The organism is Acanthopleuribacter pedis (assembly GCF_017377855.1).
Lineage (GTDB): Bacteria > Acidobacteriota > Holophagae > Acanthopleuribacterales > Acanthopleuribacteraceae > Acanthopleuribacter > Acanthopleuribacter pedis.
Genome location: NZ_JAFREP010000008.1, coordinates 302295 through 328810 on the forward strand (window position 1 = coordinate 302295; position 26516 = coordinate 328810).

General features: G+C 57.3%; 21 protein-coding genes. 6 read left to right on the forward strand and 15 right to left on the reverse strand.

The genetic code is table 11. The annotated features are described in order from the left end of the window. Positions 1 to 128 precede the first annotated feature (128 nt). The 7 genes from obgE to J3U88_RS11835 form a co-directional block, all read right to left on the reverse strand. Positions 129 to 1250 carry a GTPase ObgE gene (gene obgE, locus J3U88_RS11805; protein WP_207858961.1) on the reverse strand — a complete coding sequence of 374 codons (1122 nt, stop codon included), beginning with the start codon at positions 1248 to 1250 and terminating at the stop codon, positions 129 to 131. Between the two features lie 297 nt (positions 1251 to 1547). Further along, a complete protein-coding gene (gene rpmA / locus J3U88_RS11810; protein WP_207858962.1) occupies positions 1548 to 1805 on the reverse strand; it encodes a 50S ribosomal protein L27 in 258 nt (85 codons plus the stop codon). Between the two features lie 68 nt (positions 1806 to 1873). Further along, positions 1874 to 2191, reverse strand: coding sequence for a 50S ribosomal protein L21 (gene rplU, locus J3U88_RS11815; protein ID WP_207858963.1), 318 nt, complete (start codon positions 2189 to 2191; stop codon positions 1874 to 1876). Between the two features lie 193 nt (positions 2192 to 2384). Then, positions 2385 to 3275: a VWA domain-containing protein gene (locus J3U88_RS11820; protein WP_207858964.1), complete on the reverse strand. Its 891-nt coding sequence runs from the start codon at positions 3273 to 3275 to the stop codon at positions 2385 to 2387. Positions 3276 to 3468: 193 nt separating this feature from the next. Beyond that, a complete protein-coding gene (locus J3U88_RS11825) occupies positions 3469 to 4251 on the reverse strand; it encodes an enoyl-CoA hydratase-related protein (protein WP_207858965.1) in 783 nt (260 codons plus the stop codon). Positions 4252 to 4469: 218 nt separating this feature from the next. Continuing rightward, complete coding sequence (locus tag J3U88_RS11830; RefSeq protein WP_207858966.1) at positions 4470 to 6575, reverse strand: glutamine synthetase III family protein; 2106 nt, start codon at positions 6573 to 6575, stop codon at positions 4470 to 4472. 481 nt (positions 6576 to 7056) lie between these two features. Next, the gene (locus J3U88_RS11835) at positions 7057 to 7650 is read right to left on the reverse strand and encodes a dihydrofolate reductase family protein (protein ID WP_207858967.1); all 594 of its coding nucleotides are present in this window, start codon (positions 7648 to 7650) and stop codon (positions 7057 to 7059) included. A 283-nt stretch (positions 7651 to 7933) separates the two neighbouring features. On the opposite strand from J3U88_RS11835, the gene J3U88_RS11840 reads away from it, so the two are divergent. Then, entirely contained in the window at positions 7934 to 8131 is a 198-nt protein-coding gene (locus tag J3U88_RS11840) for a hypothetical protein (RefSeq protein WP_207858968.1), read from the forward strand. Positions 8132 to 8157: 26 nt separating this feature from the next. After that, complete coding sequence (locus J3U88_RS11845; RefSeq protein WP_207858969.1) at positions 8158 to 8571, forward strand: hypothetical protein; 414 nt, start codon at positions 8158 to 8160, stop codon at positions 8569 to 8571. Between the two features lie 4 nt (positions 8572 to 8575). Here J3U88_RS11845 and meaB read toward each other — a convergent pair whose 3' ends face one another. Further along, positions 8576 to 9595, reverse strand: a complete 1020-nt coding sequence (gene meaB, locus J3U88_RS11850; RefSeq protein ID WP_207858970.1) for a methylmalonyl Co-A mutase-associated GTPase MeaB — start codon at positions 9593 to 9595, stop codon at positions 8576 to 8578. Positions 9596 to 9610: 15 nt separating this feature from the next. Further along, complete coding sequence (scpA, locus tag J3U88_RS11855; RefSeq protein ID WP_243435891.1) at positions 9611 to 11752, reverse strand: methylmalonyl-CoA mutase; 2142 nt, start codon at positions 11750 to 11752, stop codon at positions 9611 to 9613. A 229-nt stretch (positions 11753 to 11981) separates the two neighbouring features. Here scpA and J3U88_RS34620 point away from each other — a divergent pair, with 229 nt between their 5' ends. Further along, positions 11982 to 12116 (forward strand): hypothetical protein, encoded by a 135-nt coding sequence (locus J3U88_RS34620; RefSeq protein WP_279382514.1) that lies wholly within the window; start codon positions 11982 to 11984, stop codon positions 12114 to 12116. Positions 12117 to 12513: 397 nt separating this feature from the next. Here the strand turns inward: J3U88_RS34620 and J3U88_RS11860 are convergent, their stop codons facing one another. After that, entirely contained in the window at positions 12514 to 13950 is a 1437-nt protein-coding gene (locus J3U88_RS11860) for an NAD-dependent malic enzyme (RefSeq protein WP_207858972.1), read from the reverse strand. Between the two features lie 845 nt (positions 13951 to 14795). Here J3U88_RS11860 and J3U88_RS11865 point away from each other — a divergent pair. After that, the gene (locus J3U88_RS11865) at positions 14796 to 16325 is read left to right on the forward strand and encodes a sigma 54-interacting transcriptional regulator (RefSeq protein WP_207858973.1); all 1530 of its coding nucleotides are present in this window, start codon (positions 14796 to 14798) and stop codon (positions 16323 to 16325) included. Positions 16326 to 16482: 157 nt separating this feature from the next. Further along, the gene (locus J3U88_RS11870; protein ID WP_207858974.1) at positions 16483 to 16878 is read left to right on the forward strand and encodes a hypothetical protein; all 396 of its coding nucleotides are present in this window, start codon (positions 16483 to 16485) and stop codon (positions 16876 to 16878) included. A 136-nt stretch (positions 16879 to 17014) separates the two neighbouring features. Here the strand turns inward: J3U88_RS11870 and J3U88_RS11875 are convergent, their stop codons facing one another. Beyond that, a complete protein-coding gene (locus tag J3U88_RS11875) occupies positions 17015 to 20605 on the reverse strand; it encodes a protein kinase domain-containing protein (RefSeq protein ID WP_207858975.1) in 3591 nt (1196 codons plus the stop codon). A gap of 165 nt (positions 20606 to 20770) precedes the next feature. On the opposite strand from J3U88_RS11875, the gene J3U88_RS11880 reads away from it, so the two are divergent. Next, on the forward strand, positions 20771 to 22222 hold the full coding sequence (locus tag J3U88_RS11880) for a hypothetical protein (RefSeq protein WP_207858976.1): 1452 nt from the start codon (positions 20771 to 20773) through the stop codon (positions 22220 to 22222). Positions 22223 to 22419: 197 nt separating this feature from the next. Here J3U88_RS11880 and J3U88_RS11885 read toward each other — a convergent pair whose 3' ends face one another. From J3U88_RS11885 to J3U88_RS11900, 4 genes are all read right to left on the reverse strand, one after another. Beyond that, positions 22420 to 22635, reverse strand: coding sequence for a hypothetical protein (locus tag J3U88_RS11885; protein WP_207858977.1), 216 nt, complete (start codon positions 22633 to 22635; stop codon positions 22420 to 22422). 14 nt (positions 22636 to 22649) lie between these two features. Further along, positions 22650 to 23387 (reverse strand): TolB family protein, encoded by a 738-nt coding sequence (locus tag J3U88_RS11890; RefSeq protein ID WP_207858978.1) that lies wholly within the window; start codon positions 23385 to 23387, stop codon positions 22650 to 22652. A gap of 75 nt (positions 23388 to 23462) precedes the next feature. Next, positions 23463 to 25418, reverse strand: coding sequence for a PAS domain-containing protein (locus J3U88_RS11895; protein ID WP_207858979.1), 1956 nt, complete (start codon positions 25416 to 25418; stop codon positions 23463 to 23465). Between the two features lie 6 nt (positions 25419 to 25424). Further along, positions 25425 to 26279 carry an HDOD domain-containing protein gene (locus J3U88_RS11900; RefSeq protein ID WP_207858980.1) on the reverse strand — a complete coding sequence of 285 codons (855 nt, stop codon included), beginning with the start codon at positions 26277 to 26279 and terminating at the stop codon, positions 25425 to 25427. Positions 26280 to 26516 lie beyond the last annotated feature (237 nt).

The window sequence follows — 26516 nt, forward strand, 5'->3', positions numbered from 1 at the left end:
GTGTTGGTCCGCGAAAGCGCGATATGGGACTTGGTTGGAGAGGCGTTTCGGTAAAGGTTAACTTGGTGACCACGCGGTGGAAATGCAACCATCAATCGCAACCGGCGGTGGGAAACGAGGTTTTCCCGTTAAAAATCGAGTTCGTCGAGTGGGTCGACCGCTTGCTCGGCCGCGGCGGAATTGCCTGTTGCCGGTTCGGCCGATTCGGCGGCTTCCGCCTCGGCGGCGAACCAGGCTTCGCGTTGTGCGGCACGCGCGGTTTTAACCCGGCCGTTCAGTTCAAACACCAGCTCGCGAATGGCTTCACCGGTGACGGAGCTGATGGTGGTGTGCCACACGCCGTTGTCGGTGAGTTCCTGTTTGAGTTCTGCGACCCGTTCGTCGCGATCATGGGTCACGTCGGCTTTGGTAAAGGCGACAAGGTAATCTTTTTCAGCGAGTTTGGCGCTGAAGGATTTGAGTTCATTGAGTAGGATGCGGTAACAATCGGCGGGTTCCCGCTCGGGATTGGCCGGATCGATCATCACCAGCAACAAACTTGTGCGTTCGATGTGTTTGAGGAAGCGCAAGCCGAGGCCCGCACCCTCGTGGGCGCCTTCGATGATGCCCGGAATGTCGGCGACCACGAAGTTGTCCATCGGTGTGGCTTTGACCACGCCCAGGTTGGGTTTGAGCGTGGTGAAAGGGTAGTCGGCAACCTTGGGTTTGGCCGCGGAGATGCGGCTGATCAGCGTGGATTTGCCGGCATTGGGGAAACCTACCAAGCCGACATCCGCCAGAACCTTGAGTTCGAGCTTGATCCATAGGTTTTCTCCGTCTTCGCCGGATTGGGCGAAACGCGGTACCTGATGGGTGCTGGAAACAAAATGGCGGTTACCTTTGCCGCCGCGGCCGCCGTGGGCCACGATGACCTCGCTGTCGGGTCGGGTCAGATCCCCCAGGATGGTGCCCGATTCTTTGTCGCGCACGATGGTACCAGCCGGCACTTCCAGGATCAGCGACTCGCCGCCCGCGCCGGTCATGTTGGAGCCGCGCCCGTTTTGGCCGTGGCCCGCCTTGTACTTGCGGCGGTTGCGCAGCGGTAGCAAGGTGTTGAATTCGGGACGGACCCGTACGATCACATGACCGCCGTTGCCGCCGTCGCCCCCGTCGGGACCGCCGAACTCCACGTATTTTTCGCGGCGAAAGCTGAGTGCGCCGTTGCCGCCGTTACCTGCTTCTACATAAATGGTTAATTCGTCAATGAACATAAACTGCAATCCTTCGCCACGCGTCGCGTGAGCGAGTCGCCCGTGGGGGCGATCCATGGCGGTGTTTGAGGCCGCCGGGTTCGCCCGCGATGCGTACCAACGTTCGGCTGCGAAATGTGGTGTGCATCGCGGGTAGTTTCGGTGATCGGTTGGCAAACCGCAAATCGGTTAACCCGCATAACGGAACGGGAGGGGAGATACCATCCGTGCTCGGTAATACGGGTAGACGCAAAGAAGCCGCGGTCGGGTAAACCTGGCCGCGGCTTTCTTGAAAAAAGGGTCTATTGAAACGCGGCGTTAGCCAACGGGGTGAATTTCTACAAATTTCCCGAGGCGACCGCGGTCACGAAACGCGACCTTGCCTTCGATCAGTGCGAACAGCGTGTCATCACCACCGCGACCGCAACCTTTACCAGGCTTGAAACGCGTGCCACGTTGACGAACAATGATTGAGCCGGCAGAAACGAGTTGGCCACCGAAGCGTTTTACACCCAAACGTTTGGATTCGCTATCGCGGCCGTTTCTGGAACTACCGACACCTTTCTTGTGAGCCATGACTTAACCTCTTCATTCTCATTGCCGGGAAACAGGTTCCCGACGGTTAAAAAGTTGGAAACTCGCGATTAGTTTCCGGGAATGGAATCAATGCGGATCGCGAGGTAGTTCTGGCGGTGTCCGTTCTTACGACGGTAGGTCGATCTTCGTTTGCTTTTGAAGATAACGACTTTGTCGCCGCGCTCCGCTCGGAGAACGGTGGCTTTGACTTTGTCGCTGAGTTCAGGGGTGCCGACGGAAAGGTCGGTGCCGTTGCTGGCTGCCAGAGTCTCCAGCTCAACGGTTTCCCCTTCAGATAAGCCGGGGATGACTTCTACACGTAATTCGTCACCCGCGGAAACGGTGTACTGTTTGCCACCGGTTTTGATAACTGCATATGGTTGCATGGATGCAATCCTCCCATAGGAACAGGGCTCAAACGGCCGAAGCCGCAGTCTACCCAAAGGTGTGTTTGATGTCAAATGGAAAAATGAAAAAAGGAACGCGTGCCGCGGTCGGGCCGCCGCCGGATGAACACCCTTCCCAATAGGGGGTTACCGGGTTTCGGCCGGAACCACATCGGGTAGGGCGCGCCCTGCGCTACATTTCGTAGCCGCGGCGGTAGATCAGGGTGCAGTTATTGCAACCATTCACCGTGGCCATGATGCTGCGCCAGGACTTGCCCGCGCCGGCGTTGGGTGAGATGTAATTGACCAGAAAGCGGGTACGGGCGCGTTTGAGGGCCGTGTTGAGGTCGCCCTGGAACTCGCGATCTCCCCGGAAGAGATGGCCGCCGCTAAGCCCGATGAGCGTGGTCATAAATTGGGTCTGTTGGGCCAGCAGGGGTGGGAGTTTGGCGTTGGCGGCCTCGTAGCTGATCATGTAGATGGGAATGCCGTAGTTTTTGACCTTGAGCTCCAAATCGACTTCTTTGGTGTGGCTCATTAAATCGTGGCCGTCACTGAACAAAAACAGTGCCTTGGGGCCCTCGTGTTGCCGCATATCTTCCAGCGCGGCGTTGATGCCGTCGTAAAGCGCGGTGGAGCCGAGCGGGGTGACCCGGGTCAGTTTCTGAATGAGAAAGTCGCGGTTGTCGTGGTATTCGGTTAATTCTTGGTAGGTGTTGGAAAAATAACTGAGCTTGGCGGTATCGCCCTTGCGCATTTTCTTAATCAAGAAACGGGTGGCCGCTTTGATTTGGAAAATGTTGTCGGCGTTACTGGTGCTCAGGTCCATCAATATGTGCATCTTCAGTGGGGTTTGCACCTTCTTGAGATCGCGTACTTGGGCAGGGACGCCGTTTTCTTGAACCGTTAGGTCCGCCAATTTGAGTTCGGTGACGGGGCGGCCGTCGCGGACGATGCGCAACGGCAGGTCGACGAGCACGACCTTTTCCTCATAATCAATTTTGAACTCGGGTTCCGGGTCGAGCGGGTCACCTTCTTCGGGTGCTTGCGCAACCATACACAGCAACAACAACAGCCAATTCACGTTCGTTTTCTCCCTGACACAAAAATATTGTGGACCTAGCCCGCATTTCTCACAAGAACTTCTGCTGCGAAGCCGAACGCCTTGTGAGAAATGTGGGCTAACCGGCCATACTCACTCTAGCTCAGGACAGCGCGCGGTGGGTGATGGAAACGGCGGAAGTGACACAAATCGCCACCGCCGCCGACGCGCGGCCTCAGCGACCCTGGTAAGCCGGCTTGCGTTTTTCTTTAAAGGCGGCCAGCCCCTCCAGGCGATCCTCGGTGGGGATGACGCCCGCGTAACAGAGCTGTTCGATGTGTAAGCCTTGGTCGAGGCTACACTGCAGACCTTGGTTGACGGCTTTTTTGGCCTGCATCAGCGCGATGGGACCGTTTTGGCTGATTTGGGTACCGATCTCCAGGCAGCGGGTGATGAGTTCCTCGGCGGGGAACACGTCGTTGACCAAACCGAGGGTTTGCGCCTCCGCGGCGTTAATGGGTTGCGCTCGGAAAATCATCTCCTTGGCCTTGGCCGGGCCGATCACGCGCGGCAGCAGTTGGGTGCCGCCGGCGCCGGGGATAATAGCCAGGCGCGTTTCGGTTAAACCCAAACGCACGTCGTTGTGGGCGTAGCGCAAGTCGCAGGAAAGGGCCAGCTCCAGGCCGCCGCCGAGGGCCGCGCCGTTTAAGGCCGCCACGGTGATCTTGGGATGGTTGAACAATAGATGAAAGGTGGTGCGCAATTCGCTGACGAAGGCGTCGACCTCGTCTTGGGCCATTTCGGCGCGTTCTTTTAGGTCGGCGCCGGCGCAAAAGGCGCGCTGACCGGCCCCGCTCAAAAGAATGACGCGGGTTTCTCGATCAAAGCGGCAGTCTTCCAGTGCGTTGTGAAGCTCGCGGATCAGGGTGCGACCCAGGGCGTTCATGCGGTCGGGGCGGTTGAGTTTGATGTGGCGGACGTAGCCGTGTTGGGTAATGGCGAGATCGGTTGGTGACAAAAGCTTCCCCCTCGAATGGATGCCGCCGTCGGCGGCGCCGTGCATTACGGGTGCGTGGCATGCTCGGGCAAACAGTCCCGTGTCGGCGTGATTGGATCAGCCTAAATTTAGCCCAGTTGGCCGCATCTGAGAAGGGAAAGGGGGTGGCCGGCATCCCAAAAAAAACGGGGCCGCCCCCGAAGGTGCGACCCCGCTCAAGGGTTTTGGCTGGAAGCCCGCTACATTAAGAACAGGAGTTCGTGGTAGGTGGGCAGTTCCCAGGTGGAAGCGTCGACCATGGTTTCCAAGGCGTCGGCCTGGGCGCGGGCCTTGTCCATGAGCGGTACCACCTGCTTGGCGGTGGCGAGTGCATGCGCTTCTTCCGGTAATTGGTGAACCGCATCCAGCTCGGTTTCGAGTTTGTTGCGGGCGTCAATCAGGTTGCCGATGGTTTCGGCGAGGCAATGCAGACGGCCTGCCTGCAGGGCTGACGACGCGGCGGCTTTTTCGCCGAGGGCCTCGGTCAAGGCGCTCAAAGATGCGGCGCTTTCGCCTTGGTGGGCGATGGCCGCGGGTAAAACGAAGTTGTCGATTAGGCGCAGCATGGTAGCGGCCTCGATGTCGAGGTGTTTGGCGTATTGCTCCATGCGCACGTTGATCACCGCTTCCAATTCGAAATCGGTCAAGAAACCGGTATTTTTGGCAAAGGCTTTGGCCTCTTCCGTCTGCCACAAGGCGAGGGCCTCGGGCGTGGTTTTGAGGTTGGTCAGGCCGCGTTCCTCGGCTTCCGCGGCCCATTCGTCGCTGTAGTTGTCGCCTTCAAAACGAATGTTCTTGCTTTGGCTGATGAAAGGACGCAGCAGTTCGAACAGGTTCTTTTCGGTAATTTGACCCACGTCTTCCAGTTTGGCGTTCATTTCGAGCAAGCTCTCGGTGACCGCGGCGTTCAACGCGGAAACCGGGAAGGAAACGGATTGGCTGGAACCACAGGCGCGGAATTCAAACTTGTTGCCGGTGAAGGCAAACGGCGAGGTGCGGTTGCGGTCGGTGCGGTCGACGGTGATGTTGGGCAATTCGGCCAGACCGAGGTCGATGGACGCCACGATTTCTTCGTTAAAACCGTCGGCTTTTTCGATTTGGTCGAGGATGTTGGTGAGTTGAGAACCCAGGAACACGGACATGATCGCGGGTGGTGCCTCGTTGGCACCGAGACGGTGGTCGTTGCCGGCAGAGGCAATGGTGGCGCGCAGCAGGTCGCCGCGATTCTGGATGGCGTTGACGACGGCGACAAGGAAGTAGAGGAAGGTGATGTTGCTTTGCGGGGATTTGCCCGGCTCCAGCAGATTGCGGCCGTCGCTGGTGGCCATGCTCCAGTTGAGGTGTTTGCCGGAACCGTTGACACCGGCGAAGGGTTTCTCGTGGAGCAGGATCGACAGGTCGTGTTCGTGGGCGACCTTACGCGCCACTTCCATGACCAATTGGTTGTTGTCGGCGGCCAAGTTGGCGTCGCGGAAAATCGGCGCCATTTCGAATTGGTGCGGGGCAACCTCGTTGTGGCGGGTTTTGGCGGGAACACCCAGCTCGTAAAGTTGGGTTTCCAGGTCTTCCATGAAGGCCAAAACACGGCCTTTAATGGCGCCGAAATAGTGGTCTTCCATCTGCTGACCTTTGGCGGGTAGGGCGCCCAATACGGTGCGGCCGGCCATGATCAGATCGGGCCGCATATCGTGCCATTTGCGGTCAACGAGGAAGTATTCCTGCTCACAACCCAAGGTGGCGCTGACGGATACCTTTTTGCCGGTCAAAAGCTCAAGTGCCGCGGCGGCGGCTTCGTTGAGTTGATTGATGGAACGAAGCAAAGGGGTTTTGGTGTCGAGCGCGTGCCCGGTGTAGGTGAAAAAGACACTGGGAATGCACAGGATGGAAACCGTGCGGTTGCGTTGAATGAACACGGGGCTGGAGGGGTCCCAGGCCGTGTAACCGCGTGCTTCAAAGGTGGTACGGGTACCGCCGGAAGGGAAGCTTGAGGCGTCGGGTTCGGATTGAATCAACTGGTTGCCGGAGAAGCGTTCGATGGGCATCATGTTGGCGTCAAAGGACAGGAAGGCGTCGTGTTTTTGCGCCGAGTTGCCCGTCATGGGTTGGAACCAATGCGTGTAGTGGGTGACCCCTTTTGAGACCGCCCACTCCATCATGGCTTGGGCGATGGTATCCGCGCTGGCGCCGTCGAGCTGGATGCCCTTTTGAATGGCGTCGCGCAGCGCGTGGTAGGTCGGTTTGGGGAGGCGTTTCTTGAAGGTGAGAAGATCAAGAACGTGGGAACCAAAAATTTCGGCACTGGTCATGTCATGCTCCGTAGAAAAACATTGCTCCGCCTCGCGGCGGAAAAACTGAGGTTGCGGCGGGCAGGGGCCCGCGACAGCCGGGTGAAACGCAAACCGGGTGCCCGTCACGGGGACGGGTACCAAATAAAAAAGCGGCCCGAGGTTCGGAGCCGCTTGAGGTAACCAAAAAGCTGTTGAGGCCGGAAGGGACAGCAAGGCTGTTCGTTCGTTCGGCTTCCGTCGCGGCGTCGCCGACGGCAAAACACGCCTTAAACGAAGGCGTTGTGTCGGATCGGACGTTTAAGCTTGTGCGGGGGACGGGGGTCGGTCTGCGCAACGGGGTATCTCTGTGTGGGTTCTTGCCGCGGTACGGCAGATTGAACAAAGCGTTATCTTAACCAGGAAAGCTCGCGAGGACAAGTCTCCTTGTGGGGCGGCGATGCACCCAAGCTTCTCCCGTTGGAGGGGGCGGTTGACTTGGGTTTTGGGTAAGCGATTGGCTTTATGGGGCGGTAGCCGGCGTGGCGTCCTTGGGGCGACGCGGGCGGGCATGGACCTGAAGCATGCCGTAATCGTGGCGGTACGATCCGGTAATTTCGAGGTGATAGTAATTCTGGATCAGGCCGAAAAGCGGCGTGCCTCGGCCCAGTGCCACCGGTGCGTAAGTAATAATGAAATGATCGATTAAGTCGGCATCCGCGGCTTGGCGGATCAGGTCGCCGCCGTCGAGGTACAGGTTTTTGCCCCTTGCCGCGGCTTTGGCCTCGGTGATCAACGTCGCGATGGAACCGCGAACCGCTTTGACCGCCGCGGGCGGCGCGTCGTCCAGCGCGCGCGTGGTGGCGACGTGGATCGGCAAATCGCCGTAGTGCCAATCGCCGCCGAATCCGCGCACCACGTCATAGGTACGGCGTCCCATCAGCATGGCGCCGACATCGGCGATAAAGGTCTCGTAATCAATGGAACCGGTATCGCGGGCAAGGGCCGCGGGTGAATCGTCCGCGTAACTCGGTAGCCAAGAAAGGTCGTGATCGGGACCGGCGATGAAGCCGTCGAGGGAACAGGCGAGGTAAACGCGAACTTGGGGAGGTGACATGGTGGGTGTTCCTTTTTGGGATTTTCGTGGTTTGAGGACGGTTATCGTTGGTCGGTTGAAAGGTTGTTTTACCATGGTTCGCCTGGCGCCCTGGATCAACCTGTTCTCGTGCCGGTGGTCGGGTGTGTCGAATATGGTGTAATATTTGGTGTAGCTTATGGTGTCAGAAATGGCGTTATCTAGAATGTTGCTTTTGACGCCAAATTGACTCATATTTACTGATGGAGACGCGAGGTTCGCTCGTAGTCCGGCTCATTCAGTCTTGACCTTAAGGAGGCTTAGGATGCCGAGATACAACTTGAATCTCAACCGGAAAATGGATGCAGACTTAGTAGAAACTGCAGCTTCACTTGATGTTCCCAAAGCGGAGGTCTTCCGACGCGCCTTGGAACTCTACAAGCTGGTGGTTGAATCTGGTGCTAAAACCATTTCCTACGAAAATACCAATGACGGAAAAACCATGACGGTGATTGTTCGTTAGTTTTTCCCCGATACACCGAGGTAGCCATGACAACTTTGCCGGAACAGCCACCCGGCGCAGCCGATCCTGGTCATCACCCAAACAATGATCAAGAACCAAGGGGCGAATCCGACACCGCTTTACTCACGGATTCGCCGTCACATGCTTTAAGCGTTACCCGTGCTTCGGGTAAAAAAGTATCCATTGCCCCGCATTCCAGCGAATGGGCGTCGATTGTGAAGCCTTTTGCCTATTTTATTTTTTGTCTTACCGGCGCGGTGATGCTTTTGCCCTTTTTTCTCATCGCTTTTTTTGCCAACGAGGGTGACAAGCTCGACCAGTTTCTCGAATGGGCCAAGATGATTCTGGCACCGGTGGTTGGTTTCAGCTCCGCCGTGGTCGGTTACTTCTTTGGGACTCGTGGTGCGGCCGGGGCCGCGCCTGATGACGAGGACGATTAACCACTTAGTTCTGTTGCGGATCACCCATAAATAACCCGATCAAATTCGCCGCGGCGTGGTGGGGTGACATCTGTCCCTGTCCAATGGCGTTGCGTAGCTCCGGTAGTTTACGCGCCACCTCGGGATGTGCCTGAAACCGTTCCAACAGGCTGTCCTCCAGCGCTTGCTGGAACCAGCGTTGCCGTTGTTGGCGGCGCAGTTTCTCGAAGAGCCCGTGTTCTTCCAACAGGGCGCGGTGTTTGCCCGCGCTTTCCCAAACCGTGTCGATCCCTTCACCGCCAAGCCCGGACGCGCACACGACGGGGGTTTTCCAGTGGGGGTTCTTGGGGCGGAACAAGTTGACCGCGTTGGCGTAATGACGGCGCGCGCGTTTGGCGGCGTCGCGGAATTCGCCGTCGGCTTTGTTGATCACCAACAGATCGGCCACCTCGATAATGCCTTTTTTGATGCCCTGAATTTCATCGCCCGCGTTGGGGAGCAACAGCACGGTAAAGAAATCGACCATGTCGGCAACCGCCGTTTCCGATTGACCGACCCCGACCGTTTCAATCAGGATCACGTCGAAACCGGCCGCCTCGCACAACATCATGGTTTCCCGCGTGCGCCGGGTCACCCCGCCCAGCGTACCCGCCGAGGGGCTGGGACGGATAAAGGCTTCGTTGCGACGGGCGAGCTGTTCCATGCGCACCTTGTCGCCCAAAATGCTGCCGCCGCTGATTTTGCTGCTGGGGTCGACAGCCAGCACCGCCACCCGCAAACCCCGTTCGATGAGAAACAAACCGAAGGCTTCGATGAAGGTGCTTTTACCGACACCCGGCGTGCCGGAAATGCCAATTCGCGTCGCGGTTCCGCTTCGTGGCAACAGGTATGACACAAGCTGATTGGCCTGGCGGCGGCGATCCTCGCGCGTGTTTTCGACCAAGGTGATTGCTTTGGAGAGCGCACGCCGACGTCCGGCCAAGACGCCCTCGGCCAAACGCTGGGTGGCGGTGTCTAACGAAATCGGGTTCGCCGTTTGTTCCATGGGTGTGTCTTTCCGTTAAGCCTGTTTTGCCAACAAGGAACGCGTTTCCTGAAGCACCTCGTGAGCCGCTTTCAGGATGTTGGTGCCCGGTCCGAAAATCGCGGCCACCCCTTGTTCGCGCAGGTAGTCGTAATCCTGTTGGGGAATAACACCGCCGCAAACCACCAACATGTCGTCGACTTCCTGACGTTTCAACTCACCGATCAACGCCGGGATCAAAGTTTTGTGGCCGGCGGCCTGGCTGGAAATCCCGATGATGTGGCAATCGCTGTCAATCGCTTGGCGCGCCGCCTCCTCCGGGGTTTGGAACAAAGGACCGATATCGACGTCGAAACCCAGGTCCGCGAAAGCGGTGGCGATGACCTTGGCGCCGCGGTCGTGGCCGTCTTGGCCCAGCTTAACCACCAAAATACGCGGGCGTCGGCCCTCTTCTGCCTCGAACTTTATGATATCGGCCTGGAGATTTTGCCAGTCTTGATCTTCTTCAAACGCGGCCCCGTACACGCCACTAATCGGCTGGGCGGTGGTGCGGTAGCGGCCGTACACTTTTTCGAGGGCGTCGGAGATCTCGCCGATGGTGGCGCGGTCGCGCGTGGCTTGCACCGCCAGCGCCAGCAAGTTCCCTTCGCCGCTTTCCGCCGCCTGGGTTAAGGCCGCGAGGGCCGCGGCGACCTTGTCGGCGTCGCGGTTCTCACGCAACTTTTTCAGGCGCGTGAGCTGCGCCTCGCGCACGACGGTATTGTCGATTTCGAGGATGTCGAGTTCTTCTTCTTCCGCGAGTTTGTATTTATTGACCCCGACAATCACCTCGTCGCCACGGTCGATGCGGGCCTGGCGGCGAGCCGAGGATTCCTCGATGTAACGCTGGGGTATGCCGGCTTCAATGGCCTTGGTCATGCCGCCGTGGGCTTCGATTTCGTCGATGATCGCCTGGGCCTTTTCAATTAAACCTTGGGTCAGGCTCTCCATCATGTAGCTGCCCGCCCAGGGGTCAACCACCTTGGTGATGTTGCTTTCTTCCTGAATGATGAGCTGGGTATTGCGCGCGATGCGGGCGGAGAAATCGGTGGGGAGTGCGACCGCTTCATCCAAGGCATTGGTGTGCAAGGACTGGGTACCGCCGAACACGGCCGCCATGGCTTCCATCGTCGTGCGTACCACGTTGTTGTAGGGGTCCTGCTCGGTGAGGCTCCAGCCCGAGGTTTGGCAGTGGGTGCGCAGCATCATGGATTTGGGATTTTGCGGATGAAAACTTTTGATGAGTTTGGCCCAGAGACCGCGTGCCGCGCGTAACTTGGCGACTTCCATGTAGAAGTTCATGCCGATGGCGAAGAAAAACGAGAGGCGCGGGGCGAAGGCGTCAATGTCCAGGCCCTTGGCCAGCGCGGTCCGCACGTATTCGAGCCCGTCGGCGAGGGTTAAGGCCAGTTCGAGGGCCGAGTGCGCGCCCGCCTCCTGCATGTGGTAACCGCTGATTGAGATCGAGTTGAACTTGGGCATATTTTGCGAGGTGTAGGCGATGATGTCGGCGACGATGCGCATCGAAGGCGTGGGTGGGAAGATGTAGGTATTCCGCACCATGAATTCTTTGAGGATGTCGTTTTGAATGGTGCCGGCCAGCAGTTTTTGGTCGACGCCTTGTTCTTGCGCGGCGACGATGAAGCCGGCCAAAATCGGCAGCACGGCGCCGTTCATGGTCATGGAGACCGACATTTTGTCGAGCGGGATACCGTCGAACAGGATCTTCATGTCTTCGATGCTGTCGATGGCGACGCCGGCCTTGCCGACATCCCCGACCACGCGTGGATGGTCGGAATCGTAGCCGCGGTGGGTTGCGAGATCAAAGGCAACCGACAGGCCTTTTTGACCCGCGGCCAAGTTGCGTTTGTAGAAGGCGTTGGAGGCCTCGGCGGTGGAGAAACCCGCGTATTGGCGGATCGTCCAGGGGCGGCCGGTGTACATGGTGGCCCGGGGTCCGCGAATGAATGGGTAGAGACCGGGAACCGTATCGGTATCGGGCAAGTCCGCGATGTCGGCCGCGGTGTAAAGCGGTTTGACATCGATGCCTTCGTCGGAGTGCCAGGTCAAGTCTGCCAGGGGTTTTCCCCGTAACTCTTTTTCTGCCAGCTTACGCCATGCGTCCAGTTCCTTCGCCATACATGCCTCTTGGATAAGAAAAGTTTCACACTTATAGATGCCATCATACTGCAAGGATGGGGTTGATGCGAGGGGCGTGGTCGGGGCTTGGGTTGGCATTCGCTTTTTAGGATGGACGGATGGGGTTTGCCTGCCTGGTTTTGTCGTGGAGGGTGGGCGATTGGGCCTTTGCTTGCCTGGTTTTGCCGGTTGCGCCATGGTGGTTGGGTTGATGACTTAGGATGGCAGGATGGAAAGAGGATGGGCGATTGGGGTTTGCCTGTTTGGTTTGGCCGTTTCCGCCGCGGATGAAGGGGTCCACCTGGGGCTGTGCGGGTTAATTCGCCGGCCGCGTTTCGGATGGGTGGTTTTGGTGTTGGGGTGAGGTTGACGGGCAGTGGGTGCTTTGATCCAGGGTTCCGGCAGAGGCGGAAAACCGTTGGGATGAGGATGAAGCAAACGGAAGGAACAATGGGCGGGCCCCGCCGCGGCGAAGCGCGGTGGGAGGGGCCTATTTTTTCTGGAGTGGTCCTTGAGGAATCGGCGTTGGCGTTATCATCAAATGAGCCGACGAGAACCCCGTTTTGGCGATCCAGTAATTCCTCGTCGGCGCGAGCCCAAATCAGCACCATAAGCCGATGGGTCAAGGATGCCGGCGATCCGGTGGGCGCAACGCCGCGGATATGGATGTTGCGCTTTATTCCCCCGTCCTTTTGGTGTCCAAACAAAACCGGCCCCTTTGTGCACATCACAAAGGGGCCGGTTGTCTGTTTATTTAGCCTCTATTCGTCGTCGCTTTTTTTGGTGCGGCGGGCAACGCCGGTTTTGATTGCCGCCTCCATCACCGCCGCCGCGACCTTGGGCACCACGTCTTGGTTGAAGACGCTGGGGATGATGTAGTCGGGTGAGACGATCTCGTCATCGATGGTTTCCGCGATGGCGATGGCCGCCGCCATTTTCATCTCTTCATTAATATGAGAGGCGTGGCAGTCGAGGGCGCCGCGGAAGATGCCGGGGAAACACAAAACGTTGTTGATTTGGTTGGGGTAATCGCTGCGGCCGGTGGCAACCACCTTGGCGTGTTTGAGTGCGATTTCGGGCATGACCTCGGGGATCGGGTTCGACATCGCGAACACGATGGAATCGCTTGCCATCGCGGCCACGTCGGCCTCGTCCAGCAGATTGGGTGCCGACAAACCGACAAACACATCGGCCCCGCGCACCACTTCTTTCAGGGTGCCTGCTTCCTGGTTGGGGTTGGTGATGTTCGCGTATTCGCGTTTGGCATCGTTGAGGTCCTCGCGGCTGTTGGTGAGCGCACCTTTGCGATCACAGCCGATGATGTTTTTGATGCCCAAGTCCATCATCATTTTGGTGCAGGCCGTACCCGCCGCACCGACGCCGGCAACCACCACTTTCAGGTCCTCGTACTTTTTGTCGACCAGTTTCATGGCGTTGATCAGGGCCGCGACCAAGACCACCGCGGTGCCGTGTTGGTCGTCATGGAAAATCGGGATGTCCAGCTCTTCCTGCAGACGGCGTTCAATTTCAAAGCAACGGGGCGCCGAAATATCTTCAAGGTTCACGCCGCCGAAGGTGGGCGCCATGTATTTGACCGTTTTGATGATTTCTTCCGTGTCCTTGGTGTCCAGGCAGATCGGGAAGGCGTCGACGCCCGCGAATTCCTTAAACAGCATGGCCTTGCCTTCCATGACCGGCATGGCCGCCTCGGGACCGATATCACCCAGGCCCAACACGGCGGTGCCGTCGCTGACAATGGCGACCGTGTTGCGTTTGATGGTCAGCTTAAAAGCATCGCTGGGTTTTTTCTCGATGGCGAGACAGATGCGTGCCACGCCCGGGGTGTAGGCCATCGACAATTGGTCGCGTGTTTTGAGCGGGGTTTTGCTGGTGACCTCAATTTTGCCGCCGAGGTGGAGCAGAAAGGTGCGGTCGGAGAAGTTGACGATTTCGACACCCTCGATGGCGGCGATTCCGTCGATGAGTTCTTGAATGTGGGCTTCGCCCGCGGTGTCGATGGTGAAATCGCGAATGACAAAACCTTTGCCGGCTTTAACGATGTCGATGGCGCCGATGGCGCCGCCCAGTTGGCCGACCACCGTGGTTAACTGAGCCAGGACTTCGGTTTGATGGCTAAGCTTTAAACGAATGGTAATACTGTTACTTGCATTGGTGGGGTTGCCTTGTTGCAGCGTCATAATCTGTTCCTTTTGCCTTGGGGTTCCTCGTCGGACAAGGGTTTGGGTGCAAGGTGCCGCGCGACGAAGGGTGCTCGGTCGGCCGCGCGCTGTTGTCCGCGGGGGAATGTCATCGAGGATAATGCTCTTTTCGGCAGCTCACCTGAATGAATTAACCCGAAAATCATCGGCGTTTGAGCCGGTTGGCACCGCGGGGTTCCCGTTTTTGGTGCCTTGTTGCGACTTGATCTCAGAGTCGCGTCTGTTGGCTTGTTTATAACACGGCCTTCCAGGGTGCGAAAAGTAAGGTAAGTCCTTTTTTCTAAGGGTTTTCATTGAATCAGGCTTCAGTTTTCGACGCGGCGGTCGGTTTTTTCGACAGGTTTCGACACCCTTACCGACACCCTTCGACGCGTCGAAAAACGTCGGGCCGGCGGATTGGATGATCCCTGAAACATTAAGTTGTTTATTTTTAGTTGCTTGTGTGGCGGGGTGAAGTTGGCACCAAACCTGTAATAAGGCTATTCCGTCACCGAACGGCGCGTGCGTCGGCGGTGATACCTACCGCGGCAGGTGGACCCTTCCACGATTTGGGAAAGAGGGGTAGTTGGGAGTGTCGCCTGCCGGGGTTAGGGTCCTTCGGGCGTTTTGCCGAGCAAGAGCCGGAAAAGGTTTTGCTGCGCAAAACGCGCGACGGTTCGACCACCGCATGAAACGCTTGCGCTCGCCGGACGGTATGGGGTTTGGTATGATTCGCCTCAGTCTTATCTTTATGCGGCGAGCGTTTGATGGTTTCCGAAAGAGGAACTTATCTTGATATGTCAACCCGGTCAGGGCTTGGGGCCGGAAACTTAGGTCGTCAAGCGATGATTCCTCGTCTCCATTTGACGATCCTGCTACACCCCCAGGAATCCCGCATCGGGGATCGCGTTGCGCTTCCCGAGGGGCCGTCCGAGATTTCGCGGAGGACCCCCGATTTTCATAAACCCACCCAGGTGTTGGGTAAACCCTTGGGATTGCCCTGCATTAGCCGCAAACCTTTTTTTTTGATTCCGCGCGCTCGCGAGGGTGTGCTGGTGAAACGCGACGAACACGGCACCAAGCTTCGGGTGAACGGGGTCTCGCTCAAACAGGAACTGTTTGTTGACATGACCGCGCTGAGCCGTGGGGTGGTGATCACTTTGGCCGAACACCTCGTGCTCCTGTTGCACTTTTCCGACCTGGGTGCGGTGCCGCGTGATTTACCCGATTTCGGCTTGGTTGGCTTTGCCGACGAGGTGGTGCGGATTCGTCACGAAATTCAGCAGGTCGCCGACCTGGACGTTCCGGTGCTGATTCGTGGTGAAACCGGCGTGGGTAAGGAGTTGGTGGCCCAGGCGATTCACCAGCACGGCCACCGGTCGCGGCGCCCCTTCATTACCGTAAATCTCGGTGCCTTGCCGAGCACCTTGGCCGCCGCCGAGTTGTTCGGTGCCAAACGCGGCAGTTTTACCGGGGCAACCCAGGATCGGAGCGGTTATTTCGTGGCCGCCGACAGCGGCGTGTTGTTTCTCGATGAAATTGGCGAAGCGCCCGAAGAGGTACAGGCGATGTTGTTGCGTGCACTGGAAACCCTGGAAGTCACCCCACTCGGTGGTCAACGTCCTGTTTCGGTGGATGTGCGTGTCTTGGCGGCGACCGACGCCGACTTGGAACGCGATATCCAACAGCAGCGCTTTAAAGCACCCTTGCTCCATCGTTTGTCCGGCTTCGAATTGTTGATTCCGCCGCTGCGCGAGCGCCCGGAGGATTTGGGTCTGCTGTTTACCCATTTTTCCAGGGGTGTTGAACGTGAGTTGGGGATTGTGCCGGCCCGGGACAGCAAAGATCCCTTCGCCTTGCCGCGCTTGCCGGTTGCGCTGATGGAGCGGTTTGTCGCCAACAGGTGGAGCGGCAACATTCGCCAGTTCCGCAATCTGGTTCGCCGACTCCATATCAGCAACCGCGGTCGGGAAGTGCTGGAGGAAACGCCCCAAATCAGTCGCCTGCTCGATGCGGAAATCAATGCGTTGCCCTTGGCGGCACCGCCATCGGTGGATGTGGCCGCCAAGGGGGCGAAGGACGCCGCGGCACCAAAACGCAAGCCGCGTTCGATTGAAGAAAACGAATTGTTGCGAGCCATGGAAGATGCTTCATGGGAACCCAAGGTCGCCGCGGAAATTTTGGGGATCTCCCGTGCTTCGGTTTACGACTTGATTCGCCGTGGCGGCACGTTGCGTGTTGCCAATGACTTTAGCGAGGAGGAGCTTCGCGCCGCACATCAGCGTTGCAACGGCAACGCGGCCGAGATGTCGCGCCAATTAAAGGTTTCGGTTGTCGCCTTAACCCGCCGCTTGCGGGGAATGGGTCTCGAATAAAAACGATTCCGGCCAGAGATGGATCTGGCGCGTGCTGTTCCCCGCGGGGACGGCGAAGAGGCGAGAGGTCCATGTGTGTTCGGAATCGACACGAGCCGTGTCGGTGTTCCGTTCGTTTTTGTGATTGAATGTTCCAGCCACACAAGGGAGGTCCTTTATGGAGAATGCGCTCGAAATTTGGTACCAGGGTATCGGCCAAGTTTGGTACATGTCCCGCAAAAATTACACGACGCCCACGGGTGCTGTCGTGGTTGACGGGGTTATGAAAGACGATATCGTGAAATTCATTAACGGGGATCCTGCCAACTCAATTCGGGTTACGGTACCTGTCGGCGTTTTTAACGGAAGCAATCCGACCGTGTTTACGCTTTCGCCCCATGGGCAGCCCAACCATGCGTTGGCACTCCAGGTGGCGATGTCGGCAACCTTTGAGCCCTGCGGCTTTAAGTTTTTGCAGTTGGACCCAGCCAACCCGGAACTTGAAGACGATCCCGAAAAAGAGACCAACGGCCAAATTATTATTCTGGATGATCCCAGTGATCCAGATGTTTAAGCCGCGGTAGACCGAAAGTGCCGCAAAGCCGCCGTGGGAAAACACCCCTCGGCGGCTTTTGTTTGTTCCTAACCCAAGCCGCGGTTGGGTTGTGCCTTTCTCCCGGTACGCGCGAGAAAAGGGCTGGTGATGTTGCTTAGAACTGAGAATACACGGCCTGCTGCTCCAGAGGGCGTTTGAGATCGAGGCTGTAGATTTGGGCTGCTGGATATTGATTCTTGAGGGCGCCCAGTTTTTGAAAGGCGGTTTTGGCCGCTTTTTGTCGGTTTGCGCTTAAGGCGCGCCATACTTGTAATTCGCCGCTTAAGACGCGGGCTTCGATCATGGTTGGATACAGCCTTTGAAACCGTGTGGCGGTCTGATCGAATGCTTTCATGAAACGGGTTTCTTCCGAACTGCCGAGATGAGCCAATGCGTGGAGGTAAGCACGCCGCAATTCATTGCGTTGGGGTTCGGGCCAAAGCACCGGGTCCGCCGTGATTTGGGCATGGAGCTGATCGATTGACGCCAAAAAATCGGGGCGCAATTTACCTTGGGTGAAACGAACGATGCCTTCAAGAAACGAAACATCGCTTAAAAGGCAAAGGTTGAGGCGGTCGTTGGGGTCATGATTGAGGAGGTTTTGAACGATTTCCTCAGCGTGACGGAGGTGGTGTCTGAAGGGTTTATGTTGCTTTAAAAGAGAAAGTGCATGGTAGTAGTGGGCTTGGGCAAAGTGATAGTCGTTGAACGCGTTGCTGGGTCGGTGTTTTTTTGCCTTATCTCGGAGCTTTTGGCAGTTTTCAATAAAACCTGAACTGCCGCGTCCTGTTGCTGCTGCTAATCGAATCTTTCTCGCTTCAACAATTAGGTAGGAATCATAAGAATTGTGATATTTGGGGTTTGTGTCAATAGCACGCTGAAGTGCTTTTTCTGCTTGGTGCAGGGTGTCGCTACAATCGAGTCCCATATTGAGTTTTCGTAAGGCCATTCGTGACAACATCATTCCTTGGCTTTGAGCAAAGTTGGGGACGGTTGGTCTTATTTCTTCAGCCTTCTGATAGTGGCAAAGTGCTTGTTCGAGCAGTGTGAAATCGCTGTACGAAGTGGTGCGTTCTAAAAGGTCGCGCTTTCGCATGCTTTGGCCCAAGTAATAGTGGACGAACATGTTGTTGTCATCTCGGGAAAGGAAGTCATTGAAGGTGGTAATGACTTGATCAAGGATGGCGCCTTTCTGATCCTCGGACCAGAGGTTTGCTTTTTCTAAGTAAACCAAGCCAAGGCTCATGCGAATCCGCTGCGCGCTGGGTGAGAGCTTAATGGCTTCTTCGTATGCGGCCGCGGCGGATTCGATGTGTCTTAGTCGATGTTCTTCACTTAAGGCAGGCCCTTTGGAAGCAATTTGATGTGCTTGACCGAGAATTTGATAGTAGTTATCGGTTCGTTCACTAACCGCGATCTTTTTACTCAATTCCCAAATGTGTTCAAGATCCTCGCGTGCGCTGTTGTTGGTGTTGGTTTCCTGTTGGGCGCGAATGCAGAGCAAGCGCATCAGCGCGGCGAGAATATGTTCTTTGTCGTAGCCGGCCCGCGTGAGTTTTTCCAGTGTGTGAATTTCTTGGCCTAATTCGTCGAGGTTGACGGTGCCTTTATTGACTTCGTCGATAAAGGAAAGCCCTTTTAAGTTGGCTTTGAAAACCAGTGCGGCTGGGTGGTCGGGATTGATGCGCAAGGCGGTTTCGGTATAGGAAAGCGCTTTGTCGAGATAGTGGCGGTGGCTGCCAGGCTTGATGTTGTGGTAGTAGTATTCGCCTGACATGAGTTTGGCCAAAGTGAGGTAATTGTCGACACTGCTGGGGGCGATGTCGATGGCTTTTTGGAGGTTGTACAATGCCTTTTGGAAACACTCGTCCGCATCGTCTTGTTCGCCGACATAGCGGAGCTGTTTGGCGAGGTTGGCGTATAGCGCCCCCTGGAGTTCGAAGTTCTCGTAGAACCAGGGCTGGAACGCGTTACGACGCAAAATTTCCAAGGCTTTGCGTGGTTCTTTGTCGAACCAGGTCATTTGGGCTTCCAGGAAAGCGGGGAAACGGGTTGAGGACGGTGGTACGTTTTCCAGCAGGGTGCGCGCGGGCAGCGCGTGTTGGTGGTAAAGCTGTTCCAGCACGCGGTTGCGCTGCTGCTCATCGGTAATGTTGTCGGCGCCGAGTCGTGCCTCGTTATAGAGTTCGCCGCGGCTTTGGGCGAGGGCGTAGGCCACGGCCGGCAAGCGGTACCCGTTGTTCCAAGCACGTTCCAAAAAGGTCAAGGCGGTTTCGTGTTCGTCAAAAGCCGCGTAGGCGCGGCCGATGGCGAAATCGGCCGCGTCAAACGCCGGTGGTCCCGCGTTGTCGCGCATGGTTTTCATGGCGGCGATCCGTTGGCGCAACTCACCCATCTCAGCGCGGATATCGTGGGGGGGCAACATATGGGAAAAGCGCATGGTCGCTTCGATTTCCTCCGCGGCCTCGCTGAAATTTCGTGCCCATTCCTCGCGTTGTGCCGCCTGCACATTGAGGTGCCAGGTGTTCAGACCCAGTGTCGTCGCCATCATCAGCAACGCCGCCGTTGCCATGACCGCGAGTTTGTTCTGACGAAGCTTCTTGCGGGTGAGGTACCACCAATCCGAGCCGCGCACGCTGACGGCATCGCCTGCTTGAAGCGCGGCCAAATCCTCGGCAAAGGCTTTGGCGGAAGGATAGCGGTCGGCGCGGTCCTTGCGCAGGCACTTCTTGATGATCATCGCCAAATCGCGGCTGATCTCGGGGTTGAGGCTTTGTGGATCGGGTGGGTCGGCGTGGGGAATCATCGAAATGGTATCGAGGCTGTTTTTGCCCATGATCGGTGGGCGGTTGCACAGGCACCAGTACAGCGTGGCACCCAGGCTGTAGACATCACTGCGTGGGTCGAGGCAGCCTTCCTGACCCAAGGCTTGTTCCGGTGACATAAACGAGGGGGTGCCCGCGCTCCAGGCAAGGGTGTCTTCTTCCGTCCAGGCCATCGCCAAACCGAAATCCATAAGCACGGCCTTGGGTCCGCCGCCGCCGGGAGTGCGCACCATAATGTTGCTGGGTTTGATATCGCGGTGGATCAGGCCTGCATCATGGGCCGCGTGGAGGCCGTGGGCGATGTCGCGGATCAAGTAGATATAGGTGTCCAGCGTCCATTCGACGCGGCGCTGACTCAGCGGTGCCCCTTCAATAAACTCCATCGTTATAAAAACCTGGCCCTCTTCCTCGTGGACCTCGTAAACCTTGCACACGCGGTCGTGTTGGATGCGTGCCTGCGCGCGCGCCTCTCGGATCAGCCGTTTGGCGTCTTTTTGGCGGTTGTGGCGCAGGAACTTGATGGCGACCTTGCGCTGGAGTTGCGCGTCCCAGGCCAAAAACACCCGGCCCATGCCGCCCTGTCCCAGAAAGTGCTCCGGTTGGTAACGATCCCAGTGGGTGAGCGGGAAATCGCCGCCGGCTTGGGAAAGGCCGCCGAACGCGCCGTCATTGGGGCGTTGGGTGGATGAGACCGTCTGACCGTCGCCCGCCAGGCGTTGGCGGGTTTGGGGCGAAAGCACGCCGCGTTCTTCGAGCAACGCCAGGGGAGAACGTTCCAGCGCGTGGGCCTGTTCTTTGAGGGCGTCGGCTTCCGTCGCATCCAGAATGCCCTCGGCCATGGCCTGCGCGATTTCTTTGGCGACATTTTCCGGGTGAAACACGGGGCGGCTCCTTTCGGGGGTTGCCTCAGACGACCTTTTTCTTCATATTAAAACCATTCTAAACAAACAAACGGGTCAAGGACCACGCCGGCTAGGTCCGGTATGGCGGGCGGCGATAGGGGACCGAATGCGTCGGCCGGGGTGCCGTGAAACGAGGAGCGAGAGATGCCTTTTTTACGTTATGTGTTGGTGAGCTGCTGGATGCTAATGCCGCTTTGGGGTGGGGAGTGGGTTTTACCTTGGCTCTCCAATCGCGACAACGAGTGGGCTTCAAGTGTGACTTTTAACAATCACGGTGATAGCCCGGCGGGGCTTGAACTCACGGCGGTTCGTGCGAACGGCGATACCTTTACAGCTAACCTAGATGCTGTTGTTGCCGGTGGTCAAGTAATTCGCACTGTTGGAGAACTTTTTCCAGACCTTGGTTCGGGCGGCGGGTTTTCTTTGTTCGCCGTCTCAGATTCCGATGCATGGACGATGAGCGCCAAGGTTTCCTCGCTGAACACCGATTCGGGTGATTCGCCCGCGATTGCCGAGGCTGTTCCGCTTGCCAAGGCCAACACGCGCATCGTTTTTCCCAGCCTGCCTTACGCATTCGGGGCCAATACCGCCATCGTGCTGGTGAACCTGGGGGACAGCGCGGAGGACGTTGTTTTGCAGGTGTTTACCGAGCAAGGGTTAACCTGGGCGAGCAACCCGATCCGGCTTGAACCGCGGCGGCCTTCGCCACAGGTCATGGCGCTGGTGTTTCCCGAGTTGACGGTTGCCAGTCAAATCACGGTGTTTAGCAGCTCGGCGGTGGTGGGTTCCGTATTTAACTTCAACACCCGCAATGAACCCTCGCTGATGAACGCACAGCCTTATCCTGTCGCCAATACCGCGGAACTGGATTCGCTCTTGGTGACCATGAACACGAGCGCCGAGATCATGGCCGCGTACGGGGCCACCACCACCTCGCTGTTCAACAAAGACGCGCCCGCCAAACGCGAGGATTGTCCCGCGGTGGATGTTTCCTTTAATCCCGGTCAAACCGAAAGCTTTTTAACCGCGACCTTGGACTGGGGCAGCGGTTGTACCAACATGCTCGGCGCGTTTCACGCCGGTGCGATTGCCATGTCGTGGTCGCGCCAGGGGAGTTTGACCGCCGGCTGGATGGCCGGTCAGGTGGCTTTCGATGATTTCGTGACCCGTTATTCCGCCGACGAATACCGCATCGTCGGGGTCGTGGAGGCCGAGGGCTCCACCGTTTCCAGTAATTTTATGCTGAATGGGGCTTGGCGTGCGGCGGCTTCCGGGGTCTTTGCGAGCGGCACGGTGGAGGCCGCGATTAACTTGACGATTAACCGGCGCGATGGGTTGTACCAGGTGCAGGGCGCTTACCAGACGCGGATTGCGGCGGCCTACAACTACGACGTGGCGGCCACCATTGATGCGAGTGATCCGGTGGTTTACGACTTGAGCGGCTGCGGTTGGCCGACTAGCGGCACGGTACAGTTTCAGGTCTATTCCACACCGGGATTCACCGGTTCGCTGAATTTTGCGACGGGTGATTGCAGCACGGCGGTGCTGACCATCGGCAACCAGTCCGAAACCATCACCCTCGGTACCGGGAGTTAGCCCGCGGTTCTCACAAGGATTCGTCGCGAGAAGCAGAAAGTCTTGTGAGTACGAAGGTTACGGCCGAGAGGCGGCATAGGGGCCGACCATTCGGCGTAGCAGCTGAGGCGAAGGCGGCTCGACCGAGTAAAGCGGAAGGCCGCCCCTCGTAATCCCATGGGTTGCCCCTTAGCAGAATTCCTTGGGAGAAATGCGGGTTAGCGGGTTGCCGCTTGGAAGGCCGGCAAGGGCGCCAAATCGATGCGGTAAATATCCTTGAACCCGTTTTGGGGACCGTTGTGGAATGTGTGAAGGTTCCGGGTATCGAGGCTTTGGTCGACGGGGATCTGTTGCGGCCGTCCCCAATAGCCGGGTTGCGCCGGTAGGACGCGCCGGCTGAAATAAAGCACATGGCCCTCGGGGCCGAGGCGCATGCCGTCATCGCTTGTCAACAAAAGGTCGGCGGGCAGCAGCGGAAGCGGTTTAGTCCAGGAGCCGTCGGCCTGGCGCCGGCTGATAAACAGTTGCATTTTGCCGGGTGTCGTCGGGCGGGCTTTGGGGATGATGAGGAAGCGCTCACGGGGATCGACCAAAAAAAAATTTTGGCGCCAAGGGCGCCGTCGTTAATGACTTCAGGGAGCGGCTTGGGATCGGCGTTTCCGTTGAGATCAACCCGATAGATATCGCTCGCGGAGAAATCAGGCCGGACCCGACAAAAGTAAAGGACGTGGTTGTGACAACTGGACGGGAAAAACTCAATGCCGGGTCCATTGATGCGCTCGGGAAGTAGGCTGGGTTCGCCCCAACCCGCGCCTTCGCGTGCGACCCGCCAGATGTTGGCGTCGTTGGGGTTTGCTTTGTCCGCGCGGGGGCGATTGGATACGAAATAAACGGACGAACCGTCGGGACTGAAGACGGGTTCGAAATCGGCGTGACGCCCGGAGAAGGGGGCTGTTTCGGGCTCGCGCCAACCCTGTCCCTCCCGTTTGCTGGTTAAGATGACGGTGTGGTTACCCAGGAGCAGCCAGAACATCAGCTCGCGGCCGTCGGGTGAAAAGCTGGGCTCCCGTTCGTTGAACCCGCGCGAAATGGTGCCCGGCATCCAGAGGGTGGGCGTGGGTGGTGGCGTCCACGCGGTGAGGTGACAGCCCCAGACCAGGAGCGCGGTGAACGAATTCACAATCATGGTAGTTTCTCTCTCGAGGTTGGTGGGCCGACGGGGCACAGGAATGCCGCGTTGCCGTCGGCTCACAAGGGTTTTTTAATGGCGACTGGTCAGCGGTTCCTGATCTTCTTCTCGGGTCGCCTTAATATGTTGATGGACGGGCATCGAAAGAATAAAGGTGGCGCCCTGGTCTTTGCCGGGCGAGGTGGCGCGAATGCTGCCGCCCATGCTTTCGATGGCGTTGTGGCAGAAATGCAAACCGAACCCGTGACCGTACTTTTTGGTGGTAAATCCGTGTTGGAACATGTTTTTCATGTGGTTGTCGGCGATGCCCACCCCGGCGTCGGTAATGCGCAACACCACCCAATTATCTTCCTCACTAATATCCAGTTGTAGGATCTTCCGGTTGGGCGGGCATTCCTCCATGGCTTCAATCGCGTTTTTCAGCAGGTTGATCAGCACGTGGAGGAAGGAGGAGGTGGGCAGGGTCACCTTGGGGATGGGTCGGTAATTGCGCTGGATGCGGATGGCGTGTTTTTTAATCGCCTCCATTTGGATCTTGAGTGCGTCCTCGGTGAGTTTGGCGATGTCCTGCGCTTCCATGCGTTCGTTGTTTTTGGCGTGGGTTTGCTGCGTTTCGATTACGTCGCGCATGAGATGGATCTTGTCATTAATCTCCAGTACCAAACGCTGGAGCTCGCGAAAATCTTTTTCAATTACGCCGCCGACGCGGGTCAGGTACTCCGGCAATTTGGAGCCTTTGGCGTCTTGGGTCAAAAATTCGACCAGGTTGCCGCTGTTGGCGTCCAGCAGGGTAAAAGCACGCGACAACAAAGGGATGCGGCTGCGTGAGACCAATTCTTGGATGTAGTTACCGGTGACGTTGACGCTGTTGAGTACGTTGGCGATGTTGTGCAACACGCCGGTGGCAAATTCGGCACGGCCGACGGTGTGGGCCTGGGCCAGCGAGGTTTCCTGCGCCTTTTGCAACTCGATTTCAGCCTGCTTGCGTTGGGTGATGTCGGTATTGGAACCGGATAAACGAATGACCCGACCTCGATCGTCAAGCACCGCCGCGCCGCGCACGAAAAACCACACGATGCGGCCGTCCTTGTGGTACATGCGGTGCTCGCCCTCGTAGACGTGGGGCGCGCGCGAGAGCTGTTCCATAATGCGTCGGAACAGGTTTTGGCGGTCCTCCGGGTGTATTAACTTGAGCCAATCCTTGAGGTTGTTGGTAATTTCGTGATCGGAAAAGCCCAGCATGGCCTTCAGGTTGGGGGCGACGTAGAGCCACCACGAGCCGATTTTCCAATCCCAGATACCCACCTTGCCCGCGGCGACAGCCCGTGCGTAGCGTTCCTCGCTCATGCGCAGGTTGCGGGCGCGCACCTCCACCTTGTACTCCAGCTTGCGATTAAAACTTTCGATTTCCTCGAACAGAAAATAGTTGGTGAGCACAATCCCGGCTTGGTCGGTGATCAGTTGCAGGACCCGTTCGTTTTCTTGGGAGAAGGCGCCGATGTCCGGGTGTGACAGGTTCAAAACGCCCAGCGTGTTGCCGCGTCCTTTGATGGGCAGGCACAACAGCGATTGAATTTGGTTGGAGACCTTGGATTCAATGGGTACAAAAATCGAACTTTTGCTGACATCTTCAATCAAGAGGGAGGTGCCGTGTTCGGCAACCCAGCCGGCGGCCCCTTCGCCGATTTTCATTTTGCGCTGGCGTTTGGAGGCGGGGGGGAAGTATTTCGGTTGGTGGTTTTCTTGGCCGCGGGCGGACGCCAAAATCAGGAAACGTTCGTCGGTATCGATGAGCCACAAGGAGCAGTTTTCAGCCGTAGTTTCGTCAATGATGAGGTCGACGATTTCAGTACAAATCCTTTGTTTATCGTGGCTCCAGCTGATCGAATCGCTGATGCGTTTGATGATCGAAAATTCTTTAACTTTGTCGACGAAGGCGGCGTTCGAGGTGGCCAAGGCATCCGCGTAGGCATCGCGTTCTCGGGTTAGTTTTTGGAGTTCCGCCTTCAGGGCGTCTTCATTGCTCATGCTGGATCACCCTGTTACAAATGCCTCGAAATCGCCGCGATGTTGGTCGAGTTCTTCAAGGGCCGGTTCTAAGAGTTCGTCGGTCATGCCGTAGTTCGCCACCGCGATGGGATCGCGCTCAATTTCAGCCATATCCCCACCCGACCCTAATTGGATCTTACGGCAGCCATAGTCCGCCGCTTGAATCACGGCGCACAACAGCCGGTTTTGCTCCGTTGCGCCGGTAATGTTGTGGTGGAACTGAATCGCCTCAACCACCGGCCCGGGGAATTGCCATTTCCGCGCAAGGTGGTAACCCGCCTCGGCGTGATCCATCCCCAGCACCCGGCGTTCCGCTTCGCCGATCCACACGTTCTCTTTTTTGACGAGGGCGACGACCTCGGTGTATTCCTCGTTGAAGTAATTGTCAAAAATGACCTTGCCCAAATCGTGCAACAAGCCGGATAAAAAGACCGTGTCGCTGTCGATATGTTTGGGCATGTTCACCTTTTTGGAAAGGGTTTTGGCCAAGGATGCCACGCCCAGTGAATGGATCCAGAATCGCTGGCGGTCAAAACTGGATGTCCCAGAGTTGGATTGGAACACCGAAACGCCCATCGCAATGGTTTTCACCATCGCAAAACCCAGGATGACCGTGGCGTGATTGATCGAAGAGATGTTGCGCACTTTGCCGTAAAAAGCGGAGTTCACCAAACGCAAAATGATCGAACTGATCGAAGGGTCTTTGGACAGTACCTTTCCCAGTGTTGACGCATTGCCGTTTGGACTCTCGGTTATCTCTATGATCTTCTGGATGATGGTCGGCAAGGTCGGTAGATTGTTCACCTTTTGGATGAAAATCCGGCGTTCCATTTTTTCCATGGTGTGCGCATATCCTAGTGAGATGAGTTTGCGTTTATCATACCCTATTGAAACAGGTTGGCGCGGAGAAAAGCAGGTTTGATCGTGGGAATGTGTTCCTGGTGAAAGCGCGTTTCCTTCGCCTACTTCCAGCCGTAGGTGGGTTTTTGTCTCCTACCTAAGAAGCGCGATAACTCGCGGAGAGTTTGGCTAAACCTCTGGGCTGCAACGGCCTGTAAAAATGCTTATCGTACCCAA

Bases quoted from the DNA above. Each gene is read 5' to 3' on its own strand.
- J3U88_RS11880 (WP_207858976.1), top strand. From the start codon at position 20,771: ATGCCTTTTTTACGTTATGTGTTGGTGAGCTGCTGGATGCTAATGCCG.
- J3U88_RS11840 (WP_207858968.1), top strand. From the start codon at position 7,934: ATGCCGAGATACAACTTGAATCTCAACCGGAAAATGGATGCAGACTTA.
- scpA (WP_243435891.1), bottom strand. From the start codon at position 11,752: ATGGCGAAGGAACTGGACGCATGGCGTAAGCTGGCAGAAAAAGAGTTA.
- obgE (WP_207858961.1), bottom strand. From the start codon at position 1,250: ATGTTCATTGACGAATTAACCATTTATGTAGAAGCAGGTAACGGCGGC.
- J3U88_RS11900 (WP_207858980.1), bottom strand. From the start codon at position 26,279: ATGGAAAAAATGGAACGCCGGATTTTCATCCAAAAGGTGAACAATCTA.
- J3U88_RS11860 (WP_207858972.1), bottom strand. From the start codon at position 13,950: ATGACGCTGCAACAAGGCAACCCCACCAATGCAAGTAACAGTATTACC.
- rpmA (WP_207858962.1), bottom strand. From the start codon at position 1,805: ATGGCTCACAAGAAAGGTGTCGGTAGTTCCAGAAACGGCCGCGATAGC.
- meaB (WP_207858970.1), bottom strand. From the start codon at position 9,595: ATGGAACAAACGGCGAACCCGATTTCGTTAGACACCGCCACCCAGCGT.
- J3U88_RS11885 (WP_207858977.1), bottom strand. From the start codon at position 22,635: ATGCGCCTCGGCCCCGAGGGCCATGTGCTTTATTTCAGCCGGCGCGTC.
- J3U88_RS11865 (WP_207858973.1), top strand. From the start codon at position 14,796: ATGATTCCTCGTCTCCATTTGACGATCCTGCTACACCCCCAGGAATCC.
- J3U88_RS11890 (WP_207858978.1), bottom strand. From the start codon at position 23,387: ATGATTGTGAATTCGTTCACCGCGCTCCTGGTCTGGGGCTGTCACCTC.
- rplU (WP_207858963.1), bottom strand. From the start codon at position 2,191: ATGCAACCATATGCAGTTATCAAAACCGGTGGCAAACAGTACACCGTT.
- J3U88_RS11835 (WP_207858967.1), bottom strand. From the start codon at position 7,650: ATGTCACCTCCCCAAGTTCGCGTTTACCTCGCCTGTTCCCTCGACGGC.
- J3U88_RS11845 (WP_207858969.1), top strand. From the start codon at position 8,158: ATGACAACTTTGCCGGAACAGCCACCCGGCGCAGCCGATCCTGGTCAT.
- J3U88_RS11870 (WP_207858974.1), top strand. From the start codon at position 16,483: ATGGAGAATGCGCTCGAAATTTGGTACCAGGGTATCGGCCAAGTTTGG.
- J3U88_RS34620 (WP_279382514.1), top strand. From the start codon at position 11,982: ATGGAAAGAGGATGGGCGATTGGGGTTTGCCTGTTTGGTTTGGCCGTT.
- J3U88_RS11895 (WP_207858979.1), bottom strand. From the start codon at position 25,418: ATGAGCAATGAAGACGCCCTGAAGGCGGAACTCCAAAAACTAACCCGA.
- J3U88_RS11830 (WP_207858966.1), bottom strand. From the start codon at position 6,575: ATGACCAGTGCCGAAATTTTTGGTTCCCACGTTCTTGATCTTCTCACC.